This window comes from Parabacteroides sp. AT13 (assembly GCF_002272965.1).
In the GTDB taxonomy this organism is placed as follows: domain Bacteria; phylum Bacteroidota; class Bacteroidia; order Bacteroidales; family Tannerellaceae; genus Parabacteroides; species Parabacteroides distasonis.
This window is the reverse complement of sequence record NZ_NQMH01000002.1, coordinates 676,962-694,434: the sequence shown is the minus strand read 5'-3', so window position 1 is coordinate 694,434 and position 17,473 is coordinate 676,962. Positions and strand designations below refer to the sequence as shown.

Sequence of the window (17,473 nt, the reverse complement as noted above, 5' to 3'; positions counted from 1 at the left end):
GAAAACGTAGTAAAAATATCCCCGGTAAGGGGATAAAAAATCATAAGTATGAAATCTTTCATTTATAAGTATGAATGAAAAATTTCATACTTATGATTTTTAGTGTCCGGAAATGATTACTTTTGGGCTCAAAAAAGACTCATGAGAATCGTTAATCTTGGAGACACCAATTCCATATTAAACAAGTTCGTAGCCGAACTTAGAGATGTAGATATACAAAAAGACAGCCTTCGCTTCCGTCGCAATGTCGAGCGTATCGGAGAAATCATGGCTTACGAGATCAGTAAGGAATTTCATTACAGTACGAAAGACATCCAGTCCCCGCTAGGTATAGCCCCGATGAATACGCCGGACGATCAAATCGTGATTAGTACGATCTTGCGTGCCGGGCTTCCATTCCACCAAGGTTTCCTTCGGTATCTGGATAATGCGGAGAACGCTTTCGTATCCGCTTACCGCAAATATAAAGACCGTTTGAATTTTGATATTCATATCGAATATATCGCCTCTCCTCGCTTAACAGGTAAAACCTTGATCATATCCGACCCGATGTTGGCCACCGGAAGTTCTATGGAATTGGCGTATGAGGCCCTGTTGACCAAAGGAGTACCCGGCCATGTACACGTAGCCTCCATCATCTCAAGCAAACAAGCCTTGGAATACTTGCAGAAGAAAATGCCGGATGACAAGACTACAATCTGGATCGCCGCATTAGATAATGACCTCGACGATCATTCTTATATCGTTCCCGGATTAGGCGATGCAGGAGATTTAGCGTTCGGCGAGAAGGAATAGGGATGTGTAAACCAAAACGTACTGCCTTTGCCCAACTCGGAATTTACACCGATCCGACCACCTAGTCTATTTACGATGGTCTCGCAAATAGATAGCCCCAAGCCCGTACCTTGTTTAAACGTATTTCCTTTATAGAAACGATCAAAGATATGGGCTTGTATCTCTTGGCTCATGCCATCCCCCGTATCAGTCACGGAGAATTTTATCTCATCACCTATGATCTCGTAAGCTAAGATGATACAACCTTCGCTCGTATACTTGATCGCATTGTTAAGGAAATTGGAAATTACCTGCGTCAGCCGCATACGATCGCTATAGATTTGGCATTCCGGTGAATCTTTGGGAGCAATCAGAGCTACGTTATCGGGCATCTTAATACGGAAAGAGGTCACGATCTCATTGATCACCTCTTTTATGCTCATATCGGCGAACTTGAAATCCATCGTACCAGATTCAATTTTTGCCAAATCTAGAATATCACTGATCAATTGAAGCAACATCCGATTATTGCTATCGATGATTTCCACAAACTCATGCCTCTCCTCGGGATCATCCGTTTCCGCCAATAATTGAGAAAAACCGACAATGGCATTTAATGGCGTACGAATCTCATGACTCATATTCGCTAGGAAGGCAGACTTCAAACGATCCAGTTCTTCCGCCCTTTCCCTTTTCAATTGAGAGTCCTTTAACTCCGTGATATCATAATTAATACAGATCATCTCCGGTTTATTCGGGTCTACGCTTTGAGGGTTACGGGTGATATTGGCGCAAATCCATTTCCATCCGTCACCAGACTTCACACGCACTTCCCTACGGAAATGATGCGCTTTACCCTGTTTCACCTCCTCAAAGAATGAGTTTATATATCCAGCGTCGTTCGGATGAATATAAGAATAAATCCCAATAATTTGGGACAAGGGGGTTCCATCCTTCTCTCCCATATTCTCATACCATTGCTTAATGGCATAGCCCTCAAAGGTATATAAGTCATAAAGGGCATAACCGACTTTAGCGTATACGCTGACCAAGGTAAATACATTCTCAAACTCAGAAATACGGTTATAGGCGATCATCTTTTCCGTATTATCCAAATTAATAAGTAAATAGCTGGAAGGTTCACCTCTTTGGTCATATAAAATACTGGCCTTGGTAACGATATCCAACTCGCCTACTTTCGAGGTGTTATAATAATCATCGACCTTCTTAAACGAATAATTCAGCCGGAAATTCACGGATTTATTCTCCTTGAGTTTCTTGATCACATCTTTAGGCAGAATCGGGTTGCTAAAAATATTGACTCCTAAAACGTCCTTCTTTGACCGGATACCGAATATCTCCATATCCTTTGCGTTCAGATCAATCAAGTAACCGTCCCTGTCATAAAGCTCGACTCCCACAGGTAAATTTACATACAGCTTTCGGAAGATCATTTCATTATGATCGATCATCTTACTAATCTTTTCCTCTTTCAGTTTGAAATTAGGTAAAATCTGTAATATGCCCAACGCTTTTACGCACACTCCGTTATTCAACTTACGCTCACATAATCTGGAGCGTACCCATTTTTCCCCAGTCGGTGTTATTATCGGAAATATTTGCTCATACGTATCGACAGATTGGATCGATAAAAAATCCGTAGTAATCAGATCCCTAAAGTCTTCCCGGATTATATAGTAAAATTCAAAAAAAGAGAGATTATTCCCCTTCTTCCCAAATATACTCATTAAATAATCGGAACAGATATAACTTCTTTGAACAAAATCGGCTTCCCACAAGCCAACTTCCGCCCTATCCAATAACAATTTACATTGATCCAATTGAGTCTGTATATCCTCCATAAAAATATCCCTTCCGATAAAATTACACTATGATTTCACAAAGATATAATTTAAATAGTATAAATCCTCTATAATAAAAAAGAGGCTGTCTCAAAATAAACTTGAGATGGCCTCTGTTGTTTTATTCCAAGTTGAAGTCTTTTGGATTTTTCTCTAAAGATGAATTTATAAGCTTACTTTTGAAGATTTCACTGTTTTTTTGTTACCATAACCTTCCTAAGAGGCTACTTTTGCAAGATTATGTGCTATTGCCAGCAGGCCGAACTCAATTTCAACCTTCTTAAGTCCACGAAGATTGAACCTCTTGAAGTGCTTGTTGTTCTTGAGGTTTCCAAATACTGCTTCCACATCCTGTGGTCGCTGACTGCGATATTTCAGACCTTCATCAGAAAGCAGCTTTTCACGTTCTTTTTCCTTGATTTTTCTCAGACGGTGATTTACCTGTACAATCCTTTCCGAACTGCTTTTATGACACCGGCATCTTAACGGGCAACCCTTGCAGTTGCGTGCCCTGTATCTTGATATGGTCTGCACAAAACCGTTGTCTGTTACCCGCCTTACATCAGATAGTCTTTCCATTCTCTGCCCCATAGGACAGTACATGCCGTCATTTTCCTCATTATAATAAAAGTTGGCAGAGAGAAACGGGTCGTTTCTGAAATTCCTTTTCTGTTCCTTATGAAAATAATTGTACTTTATGAAGGTTTCAATGTCATGCCCGAAAGCATACAGATAGTTCTCTTCACTTCCGTATCCTGCATCACAGACAGACACGTTAGGGTATCTGCCGTAAAGGGAATGGAAATCATCCATATGCAGAGGATAGGTGGAGGTATCGCCTGCACACTGATGGATGGTATAGTTCAGGATGAACTGTTTATTGGTACTTATCTGAGGATTATATCCGGGTTTAAGCTGTCCGTTCTTCATATGGTCCTCCTTCATGCGCATGAAAGTGGCATCATTGTCTGTCTTTGAGTAACTGTTGCGTCCGTCAAGTATCTTTCCCTGTGATTCATATTTCCTGAGTTGTTCAGGCCATGACTTCCTTACACGCCTTACCTTCGCTTTCACTTTCTTGTCAGCATCAACTCCATTCAGGGCATCGTCTATCTGCTCCAGTGCCTTTTCCACTTTCTCCGGGGTGATATCCTGATATGTAACCGGAGCTGAATCACGCAGTTCCTGTTTGGTAACGGATTCGGCATACTGCCATATCTCCTCAAGCTGTTCAGCTATTCCGGATATACGGGTATGTATGGACCTGCCCCAGACAAATGTATAACGGTTGGCGTTAGCCTCCATTTTCGTTCCGTCGGTAAATGCCACATCAAGACTTACAAAACCTTCTGACACGAGGAACTTTACAATAGTAGCGAAAACTGTCTTCAGTACATCCTTCAGACGGCTGCTGCGGAAACGGTTGATGGTATTATGGTCAGGAGTCACGTTGCCGGTAAGCCACATGAAGCGGATATCGTTACGACAGAACTCTTCGATGCGACGGCTGGAATAGATGTTACGCAAATAAGCATAGACAAGAATCTGAAGCATCATGCGTGGATGGTACGCAGAACAGCCTTTAGAGGAATACTTAAGGTAAAGTTCTTTAAGGTTTATCTGTTCAATGATACGGTGAACAACCCGGACCGGATCGTTCTGGGGTATAAAATCGCCTAAACATGGAGGTAAAAGCAGATTATCGTTGGATGTGTAACTTTTAAACATTATCTTTGGGATATCTTGATTTGATTCCCTAAGATACAAAAAATTAGGGAGACGGGCAAGTTCTGGCTGAGCGAAGTTAGAGCTTGCCTGATTTTTTTTGCAGACACAAAAAAGGCCATCTCAAACTTCTATTTGAGACAGCCTCTTTCTATATTCAAAGCCTAATATAAATTATTTCAATTCCTTGATACGAATATTGCGGAATTTGACAGGGGAACCATGCCCTAAGAAACCTATATGACCTTTTTTGTTAAACAAACCCGGATGCTCCTTTCCATCAGGCGTACCATTCTTCACGGCATCCCGAATATTTCCATCCAAGATTACTACTCCATTCACCGTCACACGGATATGATCGCCATCCGCCATGATCTCTTCCGTATTCCATTCTCCAACCGGCTTGAACGCTTTCGGATGATCCTCACGGGCGGGAATGATACCGTATACGGAACCGTGATGTTGCAGCGGAGTGATGTTTCCTTGGTAAATAGGATGTTCACAATCCAAGACCTGCACTTCCATACCTACATATGCTGCATCTCCTTCCATCGGCGTACGAATACCGACACCGTTATTAGCTCCCGGGGTTAACTGGAAGTCAAAACGATAGATAAAGTTTCCGTATTCCTTCTTGGTGTACAGATTACCACCGAAACTACTGCTTGGGACCATAGAGATACAGCCATCTTCCAAGATATAATCAACCGTGTTTCCAGTCCACTCATGCATATTCGTTCCGTCAAACAAAACCTTGAAGCCCTCTTTTTCCTCTTCCGGCGATAATTTGAACGGTTCTTGTTTTTCCAATTCCTTTACGTAGATATTACGGTAATAGACCTTGCTGCCATGAGCTTGCATCTCGATTTGCTCTACCGGGAAAATCGGAAGCTTGCGATCCCAATAGTTTTCCAGAATCACGTTATCTACCACTTTTTCTCCGTTCAAGACAACCGTCACACGGTCACCAACCATCTTAATATAGAAGGAATTCCATTCACCCAATTTATTGTCGGCCACTTTCGAAGGCTTGCTCTCGTTTACCTGATTGTTGTACAAGCCACCGGAACCTACTTGCGCACCAACATTTACCCGAGAAGTATCCCAGATCTGGACTTGAGGAGTACCACGCAGATAAATACCGGCATCAGCCTCAGGGCCTTTCGGATCCAACATCCAATCCACATACATCTCGAAATCACCATATTGCTTTTCCGTACATAGGTTATCGTACCCAGTACCGTCAAATACTAACAGGCCGTTCTCTACTTTCCAGTCACGACGCATATTCTCATCTGCCTTCTCCTGCGCTTTCGCCAATTGAGCCGGTTTCATTTTCGCGCGGGCGATCGGATTCTCGACCAAACCTTTCCAACCCGTTAAATCCTTACCATTAAAGATAGAGACAAATCCGACCTCGTCCGGCATCGCATCCAAATGTTGCTTCAAGGCATCGATATCATAACGAGCGTCTTCCCCGTCAAACATGGTCAAAACACGTTTCAAGATAGCCTTCACATTGTCACCCTTATATTCCGGATGGTTACGAGCGATATTCCAAACCGCATAAACAGCCGCAGAACGAACAGCCGCATCGCTTGAATCCAAGAATTCCGACGCATACATCAATGCCAAGAAGGTATCCGCCCGTTGGATCTGACGTAAAATAAGAGCCTTTTGCTCACTCGTCCGGGCAATCTCCATGACTTTCCGCAAGCTCAACAAACGATTCTCTCTCGTAAATGCCGGATTAGATACCAACTGCACATAACGCTTTAACGCCCTGTCGAATACTTGATCGGAAGCGGCTGATTGGCAAACCTTAAATAGTTCGTCGGCAGCCTCAATACCCTTCCAAGCCAACAAAGCGTCAAGAGCCGCATCCTTGGCCGCTCCATTTCCTTTATTCAATCCTTCCACGATCGTAGCCAAAGCCTCTTTCTCGCCAGTCGCTGATAAGACCTTATAATAAAGATATCTCTTGCTGTCCCCCGCTTGTATCATACGACGATTCACGTTAGATACTTGAGTTGCCGCCGGTTGTTTAGAGATGGCGGCAATGATCGCATCTTGAAGCGGAGCGACAGCTGAAGCCTCCGCAGTCTCCAACATTCCGCACAATAAAGTGAAATCTTTCTCGGATACTACATCTTTCAATGCGGTATAAGCGGCTTTCTTCACCTCTGAGGAGCCGGATTTAATCTGATCCAGTACCGTATTTAGATTCGCATCGGCCATACGTATCGCCAACAGCTCCAAACCAGCGATTTTTCCGGCATCGGAAGCGGACGGGATCACTTTAGCGACTGCTTGATCAATATCGCCGTTAAATGCCATCAAAGCATCTTGACCCAATAAAATCACTTGCTTGTCATTGCTCTTCAACAAATCAGCCAGCACAGGAATGACACTCTTATCACCGATTTTAACCAAGGCCCAAACAGCGGCCTGTTGCACATAGAAATCCTTATCTTTCAATTGATCCAAAAGAACTTGTCTTGCTGGTAGATCAAAACGAAGTTCCAGATTCTTGATCACGTCATGTTTAGACGGGCATTTGCTTTCACGGCCTATCCAGTTCAAGATATCTACCTTGACTTCCGGCTTCGCCTTTAACATGTGTTTCATGACCTCGATATAAACATTTTGATCAGCGAAACCCGAAGCGAAGTTCAAAGCCGCATTACGGTATCCTTTATCCGTATCTTTCAAAGCCGATAATAAATTCTTCGTAGCGGCTTCCGGCTTAGCGGCCAATAGAATCTGAAGAGCGGCCTCACGGGTCTGTGTCATGCCCGCTTTCGTAGACTTCTTCAATAAATCATTCGCCGCTTTCTCCGCGTCTTTGGTATCGCCTTGCTCAAGGACACGTTTAATCAAAGCGATATACGCCTCATTCGCCCCGGTCTTTTCCATTTTATAACCGGCTTTCTCGGCAGCGGCGGCTAAATCACTCAGAGAAGCTTTAGAACCTACACGGCTCAACGCATAAAGAACCTCTTTCTGCATATTCTCATCGCTGGAACCAAGCATCACTTTCAATACATTTTCCGCATCAGCGATTTGCACGTCAGCGATCGCACGGATAATATCCTTTTGCGTCTTCGGAGTACCGGAACGACGCATCAAGGAAGCCACCAAAACCTTCTTAGCGTTATCGGTACGGATAGCGGATAACGCACGGGCAGCAGGACCGCTTAGGCTCTCATCGTTCAAATAGTTAGCCAGCGTATCCACACACTCATCTTTTCCCAGTAATTGAAGCTGCCGGATAATAAAAGCCTTTGTCTCCCGGTCGCTCACCTTATCTAAGGCTTTCAAATATGCGTTGGCTGTTGCTAGACGGGCATTTTCCTCACCTTTCGCCATCACGTAGTGAGTCAATCCGCTTAACGCATAATCCACGTTCGAGCTACTGCCTTTTCCCGGAGCGTTAATCTTGTTAATCAACATCAAGACCCCTTCCTCGCCAGTGGAGCTTAAGTCATTAATTAATTTGTTATATTCAGCTTGTTGCTCCGCCGGCATCTGTGCCAGTACATCGGCAACGATCGTCTTCGATGTACGATTAGCCGGGCTTTGAGCCATTAACATACTACCGCACAACAATAAGCTGGCAATTGATATATATACTTTTTTCATATGTGTATGTATTTAAATGTTCCAAGGCGCTCTCATCGGCTGATCCAACAAACGATTAGCGGCCTCATCATTAATAAATTCCAGTTTTACGGGATCAAAGTGAAGCGTACGATTCAAACGAAGGGCTACGGCACCCATATTCACGATCGTAGCGGAACGGAAGCCATTACGCTCATTCAAGGCAAAAGGCTGACGAGTCTTTACGCACTCGATAAAGTCGGTAACCTGTGGCTCAGGTTCGGGATAATCGGATAACTTTTTCTCCCAATCCGGGATATCACATACGAAATTCTTATAAACATTCCCGTTCGGTCCGGAAATATAAGGTGTGTTCGGATCCCCGTAATCACCTCCCCAAAGTACGATCTGGCAACCATCCTCATAGGTATACGTAATCGAGCGCCAAGTACCCACGGCGTCCGGATGTTGTTGCGGAGCATCCACCTCTACCTTAACCGGGCTGGTATTATCTTTTCCTAGAAAATATTGTACAGGGTCAATATAATGCTGTCCCATATCCCCTAAACCACCGCCGTCATAATCCCAGTATCCACGGAATGTCTGATGCACACGATGCGGGTTATAAGGTTTGTAAGGAGCCGGACCCAACCAGAAATCATAATCCAGCTCACTAGGCACCGATTGTGGTTCCAGATATTCTTTACCAACCCAATAGAACTTCCAGTCGAAACCGGTATGCTTGCTGATCGTTACCTTTAGCGGCCAGCCCAACATACCACTTTGAACCAGTTTCTTCAAAGGTTTCACTGGAGTGCCCAGTCCATAGAACGGGTCAGCGAAACGGAACCAAGTGTTCAAGCGGAACATACGTCCGTATTGCTTCATCGCTTCCATTACCCGTTTACCCTCCCCGATCGTACGGGTCATAGGCTTCTCACACCAAATATCTTTTCCTGCTTTAGCGGCCTCGACAGACATGATACCATGCCAGTGAGGAGGCGTAGCTATATGAACGATATCTACATTGGGATCTAGAATCAAATCACGAAAATCATGGTATGCGGCAATCTTATCCTTTACCAACTGTTTACCTAGCTCCAGATGATTCTTATCGACGTCACACACAGCGACAAGACGAGTCCCGGCATAGTCCACATGTCCACGGCCCATACCACCTGTACCGATAATTCCTTTTGTTAATTGATCACTTGGAGCGATGAATCCATTACCCAACACGTGGCGCGGTACAATCGTAAATGCCGCGATTCCTCCAAGAGTCTTCAGGAAGTCTCTTCTGTTTGTCTTCATAGTACGAATTTAAAATTTAGATAGAATAGATTAACTTGAGTGACAAAAATAATCATAATACTCGAAGAGACAAGAAAAATGTATATAAAAAAGAAAAGGATGCCTTTAACAAAGACATCCTTCCCTAGTATTTTATGAAAATCTATTACAAAGCGAATTGCGGTTGACGGTGAATCCATTGCCCACGGGTGAAATCCGGGAAGTCTACCAAAGCACCGCCACGAGCGATTGACATCTCCGACAAGCCGGAGATAGCGCTCCAAGCGGCAGCGTCATAGCAGTCCATTGGAGCCGGTTTCTTATTACGGATAGCGTCGATCAAGTCGTACATCATGATATAGTCCATACCACCGTGTCCGGCCTCAGCAGCTTGAGACTCTAAGGAAGCCCACAATTTATGATCATATTTCTTGAACCATTCATCGGAATCATCCCAACGATGAGGCTTAGACTTTCCTTGTACATATACATGATCGCCATCATTCATCCATAAACCCTCAGTTCCCTGAACACGGAAACCTAATGAATAAGGGCGAGGAGAATTGGTATCATGGGTTACGATAATCGTTTGTCCATTAGAACACTTAATCATAGAAGTCACGATATCTCCCAAATTGAAGTTGACCTTCGCCAACGGATGATTCTCACCCCCATTATCCACGATAAACTTATGCAATCCACGAGATTGAGTAGCCATAGCGGATAAAGAAAGGAAACGGTTACCACGATTGATATCCATACAATGAGCTATCGGTCCGATACCGTGAGTCGGATAGATATCGCCATTACGATGTACGGAATGGTTCGTACGCCATTGAGCCTCGGCGAAAGCCGTCGGACCCATACGAAGATCACCACTACCCGGTACATAGTTGTAATGAGTTCCATCGTTGAATTTCACCTCACGCAAGTCATGCTCATAACCACAACCACCATGCAAGATCTCGCCGAACAAACCTTGGCGGACCATATTCAACGCAGCCATACAGTCACGACGATAACATACGTTCTCCATGATATTCAAATGGCTTCCGGTTGCTTCCGAAACATTTACCAAATCCCAGCACTCCTCTAACGTGTTAGCCGCAGAAACCTCCACGCCTACATAAGGAACACCAGCCTTCATAGCGGCGACAGACATCGGTACGTGCCATTCCCAAGGACTTGCGATGATCACGCAATCAAACTCCTCGTTGTTCAACATATTCTCAAATTCACGTTCACCCCCTTTGTAAACTTTCGGAGCAGGGACATTAAATTTAGCGATATGTTTCAAGGTACTATCGATCGGGCCCTGTTGGATATCGCAAATCGCTACGATCTTATTACCGGGGATCGCCAATACATTATTAATATGCTCATGGCATCTAGAACCCGTTCCGATGAAACCGAAACGTAATTTACCATCATCTTTACCGGCTGTTTTTTTCTTTTGGGGTTCAGCGGCAGTTGTTGTAGCTCCGGCGTTTCCAGCCATTGCCAAGCCTGCGGCACCAATACCAGCGGCAGATACTTTCTTAAGGAATGAACGACGAGTGTTTTCCATATATTTTATAAATTAGTTTGTGTTTTGAGGATACAAAATTAAAAAAATATTTTTTCAATCAAAACGTTATTGAGTATTTTGAAAAATAAAGAGTCCAAGACTAAAAGTTCGTTATCTTTCCGGTTTCCCTTTTTAGCCTCTCGAAGGTCATCATCATCTGTCGAAGTCTTTTAGGTTCTTTTTCCGCCAAATTAACTTGCTGACCGATGTCTTCCTTTACATTATATAATTGATAACAGTTACTATTTCCGGCAAAGGCAGCCTCCTCCGCGTCGCCATAGGTATCCGGATACGGCGGGATCATGACCCAATCACCATCACGTAGCGCATAATTGAAATAACCTTCCAAGACAAGTTCCTTTCGCCCATTACCACCTTTTCCTAGGAAGACAGGCAAGGTGTTTTGGCTATCTACCTTATCAGAATAGGTCTGTCCGATCAACGCCGACAGCGAGGCTAACAAATCCATCTGGCAAACCAAGGCATCCGACACAGCGCCCGGCTTAACTTCCGCAGGCCAACGAAGCATGAACGGGATACAGGTCCCACCATCATACAAGCTCGTCTTTCCTCCACGAAGCGGTCCGGCCATCTTATGATCCCCTACCAATTCCACGGCTTGATCTTGATAACCGTCATCCAGAACCGGTCCGTTATCGCTAGTGAAAACAACTAACGTATTTTCCGTTAGCCCCAACTTATCCATTTCCTTCAAGAATTCGGTCACGCACCAATCCGCTTCCAAGATAACATCTCCACGAGGTCCCATCCCCGACTTACCCGCGAATCTCTCGTTCGGAACACGAGGTACATGCGGTTGATGCAAGCCATAGTACAGGAAGAAAGGTTTATCCTTATTCTCTTTCATAAAACCTTTCGCCTTCTCAAGGAACAACTCTGCCATATCCTCATCTTTCCATTGGGCGGTCTTGCCTCCTTTCTGGAAACCAATTCGAGGTACACCGTTTACGATAGCGCCGGCATGCCCGACACTCGGGAGCATTCTCAGTAATTCAGGATTATCCTTCCCAGTCGGTTCCCCGGGGAAATTCTCCTTATAACTGACATAGAGAGGATCGTTCGGATCGAGGTTTACACCTCTCCCATTCTCGATAAAGATACAGGGAACCCGGTCATTAGTAGCAGCTTGGATAAAAGAATAGTCGTAACCGATCTCTTTCGCTCCGGGATAAACCAGCTTGTTCCAGTCTACCACCCCGTCACCTAATCCTAGATGCCATTTGCCGACCGAGCCGGTGACATAGCCCGCTTGCTTCATCACCTTCGGCAAGGTAACCTGTTGAGTATTGATAATCAGAGCCGCATTGCCGGGAAGTATTTTGGCATCCCTATTTGTCCAAGGATATAATCCGGTAAGCAAGGAATACCGGCTGGGGGTAGAAGTAGCCGCCGTACAATAACCTTGCGTAAAGCGTATGCCTTCATTTGCGATACGATCCATTCCCGGAGTCTGTATGCGATGAGCCCCGTAACAGCTTAGATCACCATACCCGAGATCATCGGCCACGATGATCACCACGTTAGGTTGCCGGGGAGCTGATTGAGCTATTAAAGTTGTTGGCAAGGAAAACCCTGCCAACACACTCATTATACAATACTTATTCATCGCTTATTACGGATTCTGAGTTAATGTACCCGGATAAGCGTTAATCTCAGACTGCGGAATATACTGGATAGCCAACGGGCTGGTAGCAGGATATTCAGGCACGCCGTCATGGAATCCCGGGTAATGACGTTTCATCGTATCGCCTACACGATATACATCAAAACCACGGTCAGCCTCATAAGCTAATTCCAACTGACGTTCTTTCATGATAAGCTCATGAGCGTTTGTCGCATCCAAAGATTTATATCCGGCGTTAGGTAAGGAACGGGTACGAACGGTATTCAAATCGGCTAATGCTTTTGTATAGTTTCCTAATTTAGCGCTAGCCTCGGCGCGAATCAGGTATAACTCACCTAAGCGAGAGATAACCGGTGAATAAAGGTGGGGATAACCTTCTTGCTTAGAGCATTTATAACTATAGAATTTCGGATTACCTTGGCTTTCTAACATCAGGTAATCATAATCACCGACATAAGTTTTTCCCTTATAACTAATAGAATAACGTTTATTATCCACATCTACGGGAGTTAATGTGTACTCTTCATCATCCACGGTAGCGATTAACTTACCACCTACTTCCTTTGTCTCACCCTGACGATATACATAACCGGAAATCTTTCCGTCCGTATACAAGTTAGCGACGAAACGGAAAGCCGGAATTTGATCTCCCGCATCATTCTTCTTATATTGTGGATGGATAAAAGCCTCGCGGGCATCCGTATTTTTACCTGTCTCATGCAGCAAATCCATGTATTTAGCGCTAGCGTATACCTCACCCCAGCCTTGACCATCAATCTCCGCATACATACTACCTAACGGGCTACCCCAATCATCCCAATCCGAAGCAATGAATTTCACGGCAAAAATAGTCTCCGTTTGAGAAGCCGCATCCGGAGCAAGCTCATTATATGTCATAAACGTCGAACGACTCAATAAGGAGAATTGATTACTCTCGATTACCTCATTCGCATAATTATAAGATAATTGAGCGTATTCCTTATTCGGATTCTCAAAAGTACCACTCATATACATATAAACCTTGGCCAACAAGGCTTGAGCCGCATACTTTGAGGCATAGGCGGGCGACTTAAAATCAGACATCAACTCTTCTGCCTTTTTCAAGTCAGACAGAACTTGCTCATACGTATCTTTCACGGAAGAACGATCCGGAAGATCCAGGTTATCCATATCCTCAGGCATACCATTCACAATAGGTACACCCAGATTCTTCTCCGGTTCTTGATAATAAGGACGGCCAAACACACGACACAGATAAAAATACATCATGCCACGCATATAATAGGCCTCACCCAACTTTTGGTTCAACTCTGGAGATTCATTCTCATTGATCATCTTCATTAAAGAACTTGTCTGCGAGATGATATTATAAGCACTGTTCCAAACCGTAGAAAGCCCACCATTATTAACGGTATGCTGATAAGTAAAGTAAGTACCGAATGGATTTGTGGTCGGCTTATCCTTGCAAACGTTATCCCCGGGGAACTCTCCACAATAGTGTAAATGCTCAGATGCAGTTTTCAATTTAGCGTAGCAACCGTTTAATAAGACATCAACCGCAGCATCCTTATCTTCCATGATCTTGTCCTCCGTATACTTATCATAAGGCATACGTTCGATATCACAGCTTGTTATAAATGTGGCCGCTGCCGCAAGAGCCACTATAGCTATTTTTTTCATTCTTATTCCTTTAATTAAAATGTAACATTTAAACCAAACATAAATTTACGGGCTTGTGGGTACGGAGAAATGGCCACACCAACCGAACCAGCCTTGTATTGGCTTCCTACCTCAGCGGGAAGTTCCGGATCCACTCCAGAGAACCCCGAAAGAACAAACAAGTTCTCACCCGAGAAAGAAAGACGGACATTGTCTACATATTGGATCTTCCAAGGTAACGTATAGCCTAATGTCAAGCTACGCAAACGTAAATAGCTCGCATCCTCCAAGTAACGGGAAGATCCCTTGCTGGATTGGCTCTTATTACCATATTCAGCTTTTGGATGGGTAGCGATATCGCCCGGTTTTTCCCAGCGATTCCAATCATCCCTTAAATTCATTTGATTATAGTTTACATAAGCACCATCACTATCATACATAGAACGGTCATAATTGTAAATCTCACCTCCTACCGAATAACCGAAGACTGCGGATAAATCGATATTCTTCCAAGATAGATTTGTAGAGAAACCACCGTAGAAGTCAGGGCTTAATTTTCCTAATATAGTCTGGTGCTTGGAAGCCTCGCTATAATCAGAAGTTGTTATGCGTTCTCCTTTCTCATTTGTTGTATACCACAACGGAGCTCCTGTTTGCGGATCTACGCCAGCCCATTCAGTTCCATACCAAGTATCCACATCCTGACCCGGAGTCAAGATCTTATCCATATAGATGTAATAGCTTGTTCCTGCGTTGGCAGTAATAATCTCGCTCTTACCACCATACAATTCTGTGATCTTATTACGGTTCAAGCCCAAGTTAGCGGCAACGCTCCAATTCCAATCACCACCTTTCAAGATGTCCACACCTAATGAAACCTCGAAACCATTATTCTTAACAGAACCAACGTTACGATAGATACCCGTGATACCTGTCACACCGGGCAGAGGCACTTTATAAAGCAAATCGGTTGTTTTCTTATTGTAATAATCCAAATTAATAGTCAGACGATCGAACAAGATAGCGTCGATACCTACACCCGCCGTATAGGTTTTCTCCCATGTCAAGTTCTTATTTTCTTTTTGAGCAATTACCGCACCCGGATCACCGTTGTATCCCGTAGACATAGCATACAAAGTATACTGCGAATACAGCTCAGTAGGACGATTACCTACAGAACCATAGCTAGCGCGCAACTTCAATTGCTGTACCCAATCCTTTGCCTTGAAAAATTCCTCCTGATGGATATTCCAACCACCACTAACAGAGAAGAAATTACCATATTTAGCATCCTCACCAAAGTTTGAGGCACCATCTCGGCGGAAAGAGAAAGACAATAAATAACGATTGTCATACGCATAATTGGCATTGAACAAATAGGATTGTACAGCCCATTCCTCTTGCGATCCTTTTATTGTCTTAGGAGTTGTCGCTACATCTGCCACGGAGAAACCCGGAGCGAAACTAGCCGCTGTCTGATCCTTGATTTCCCGGGTATAAGAGTTCCACTCATAAGCCAATATCGCATTGATGGAATGTTTATCGAACACCTTATTAAAACGAAGCAATTGGTTGCTATATACCCGATAAGAAGTTGTGGTCTTATCTTGCAACAATCCATTGTCGGCCTCTCCTGCCTTAGAGCGAGGATCGTTATAGCCTTTGAAAAGAATGTTATTATATTTATAGCTATTCACGGACGCAAAAGTCAACCAATCGGTAAACTTGATATCGAAGTCAAAGTTTCCCATAAACTCATAGGAAGTTTTCTTCTCATAATTCCATTGCAGGTCATACAAGTAATTTGTAGCATCGCTATTCACCCAATCGGTCGGCCTGTATTGCTGGATCAAGTCGCCATTCTCGTCATACGGGGAGTCCCAAGGGAAATTAACGTACATGATAGCGCCTAGATCTTGCTGCTGGTCCATCACGTCGCTACGGGTAGCCCATACTTTAGGTTTGATAGTCAACCAATCCGTCGCTTGGTAATCCACATTGAAACGCAAGTTATAACGCTTGTAGTCATATCCTTTCACGGCACCATCCTCATTATAGTAACCAACGGATGTATACGTCTTGATCTTCTCTGAGCCACCGGAAACAGATACGTTATAGTCTTGAGCGAAGCCCAGATGCGTACCCTCTTTCCACCAGTCGAAGTTACGGTTGCGCAAATCCTCCGTAAAATAACTCGGAAGGGCGTCTTGATTAGCGAAAGATTTATAATAATCATATAATTCCTCGCCGTTCATCATATTCATGTTTCCACGGTGCAACTGGTTCACACCCATCTTTACGGAAGCGTTGATCGTAGCTTTTCCGATCTTACCTTTCTTCGTAGTCACCACGATAACACCGTTCGCTCCTTGAGAACCATAGATAGCGGTTGAAGCGGCATCCTTCAAGATAGACATGGATTCGATATCAGCCGGGTTCAAGCTACCCGCATCCGTACCGACGATTACGCCATCCACGATCCAAAGAGGGTCCGTGCTACCGTTTACCGTAGACTTACCACGGATCACCACCTTACCGGCAGCGCCCGGCTGACCACCACCCGAAGTAACCTGCACGCCCGGAGCCTTACCAGACAATAAGTTCTCGACCGTAGGGCTAGTGGCATCCAACAATTTCTCGTTGCTCACCACCTGCATGGCACCCGTCAAGCTTTCCTTTTTTTGCACGCCGTAACCAACAACAACCACCTCCTCAAGGTTCTGAGTGTCTTCCTTGATACGGATAGTCATCGGAGCACTAGTCGCTTTAACCTCATGGTTCACATAACCGATGTAAGAAACGACCAAAGTAGCTCCGGCCGGAGCTTCCAAACTAAACTTTCCATCGAAATCGGTACTGGTACCGTTCGTAGTGCCTTTCACGAGCACATTCGCACCGATTACCGGCTCACCCGTCACCGCGTCAACAATGGTACCTGAAATCGTAATCGTCTGCTGCGCCACCATTCTCTCCGCGTTTCTCAATTCATTTGGATTAGAAGATGACTTGTAAACAACAATCCTATTGTTGTTTACAACAAAATCAGCATGCTGATTTTTCAGCGCCGTCGTCAAAATCTCCTCGACCGAGCGGTTCGACATGTCGATTGAGATACGCTCATTCAGATTGATGTCATTGTTACGGATAAGGAACGTGTAATTGAATTTTTCCTCGATCAAATCGAAAAGTTCTTTTAATGTCGTACTTTCCATTTGAACAGACATCATTTGTGTCTGAAGTTCGGACGCTGAAACCGTACCGGGAATAAACGGCAGTCCCGCAAGCATACATGCGGCTACCATCATCTTACCGGTCTTCTTGAAATAGTTCATTTCCATTAAAGTTAGATTT

The 17,473-nt window shown here is 44.2% G+C and carries 9 protein-coding genes; 1 reads left to right on the top strand and 8 read right to left on the bottom strand.

Features of this window, described 5'->3' with window-relative positions; all coding sequences use genetic code 11:
• Positions 1 to 141: 141 nt before the first annotated feature.
• Positions 142 to 795, top strand: coding sequence for a uracil phosphoribosyltransferase (gene upp, locus CI959_RS17240; protein WP_008780579.1), 654 nt, complete (start codon positions 142 to 144; stop codon positions 793 to 795).
• On the opposite strand, the gene CI959_RS17235 is transcribed toward upp, so the two are convergent.
• The 8 genes from CI959_RS17235 to CI959_RS17200 all read right to left on the bottom strand — a co-directional run bounded on the left by CI959_RS17235 (position 738) and on the right by CI959_RS17200 (position 17,460).
• Positions 738 to 2,636, bottom strand: coding sequence for a PAS domain-containing sensor histidine kinase (locus CI959_RS17235; RefSeq protein ID WP_008780578.1), 1,899 nt, complete (start codon positions 2,634 to 2,636; stop codon positions 738 to 740). The genes upp and CI959_RS17235 overlap by 58 nt on opposite strands.
• A gap of 216 nt (positions 2,637 to 2,852) precedes the next feature.
• Positions 2,853 to 4,364 carry an IS1182 family transposase gene (locus CI959_RS17230; RefSeq protein ID WP_057317674.1) on the bottom strand — a complete coding sequence of 504 codons (1,512 nt, stop codon included), beginning with the start codon at positions 4,362 to 4,364 and terminating at the stop codon, positions 2,853 to 2,855.
• Positions 4,365 to 4,535: 171 nt separating this feature from the next.
• Positions 4,536 to 8,003, bottom strand: coding sequence for a DUF1080 domain-containing protein (locus tag CI959_RS17225; RefSeq protein ID WP_095231506.1), 3,468 nt, complete (start codon positions 8,001 to 8,003; stop codon positions 4,536 to 4,538).
• Between the two features lie 12 nt (positions 8,004 to 8,015).
• Positions 8,016 to 9,272 (bottom strand): Gfo/Idh/MocA family oxidoreductase, encoded by a 1,257-nt coding sequence (locus CI959_RS17220; RefSeq protein WP_005856828.1) that lies wholly within the window; start codon positions 9,270 to 9,272, stop codon positions 8,016 to 8,018.
• 145 nt (positions 9,273 to 9,417) lie between these two features.
• On the bottom strand, positions 9,418 to 10,818 hold the full coding sequence (locus tag CI959_RS17215; protein ID WP_005856826.1) for a Gfo/Idh/MocA family protein: 1,401 nt from the start codon (positions 10,816 to 10,818) through the stop codon (positions 9,418 to 9,420).
• Positions 10,819 to 10,918: 100 nt separating this feature from the next.
• The gene (locus CI959_RS17210; protein WP_008780575.1) at positions 10,919 to 12,445 is read right to left on the bottom strand and encodes an arylsulfatase; all 1,527 of its coding nucleotides are present in this window, start codon (positions 12,443 to 12,445) and stop codon (positions 10,919 to 10,921) included.
• A 6-nt stretch (positions 12,446 to 12,451) separates the two neighbouring features.
• Positions 12,452 to 14,143: a RagB/SusD family nutrient uptake outer membrane protein gene (locus CI959_RS17205; protein WP_005856821.1), complete on the bottom strand. Its 1,692-nt coding sequence runs from the start codon at positions 14,141 to 14,143 to the stop codon at positions 12,452 to 12,454.
• 14 nt (positions 14,144 to 14,157) lie between these two features.
• Positions 14,158 to 17,460, bottom strand: a complete 3,303-nt coding sequence (locus tag CI959_RS17200; protein WP_011966328.1) for a SusC/RagA family TonB-linked outer membrane protein — start codon at positions 17,458 to 17,460, stop codon at positions 14,158 to 14,160.
• Positions 17,461 to 17,473: the final 13 nt, after the last annotated feature.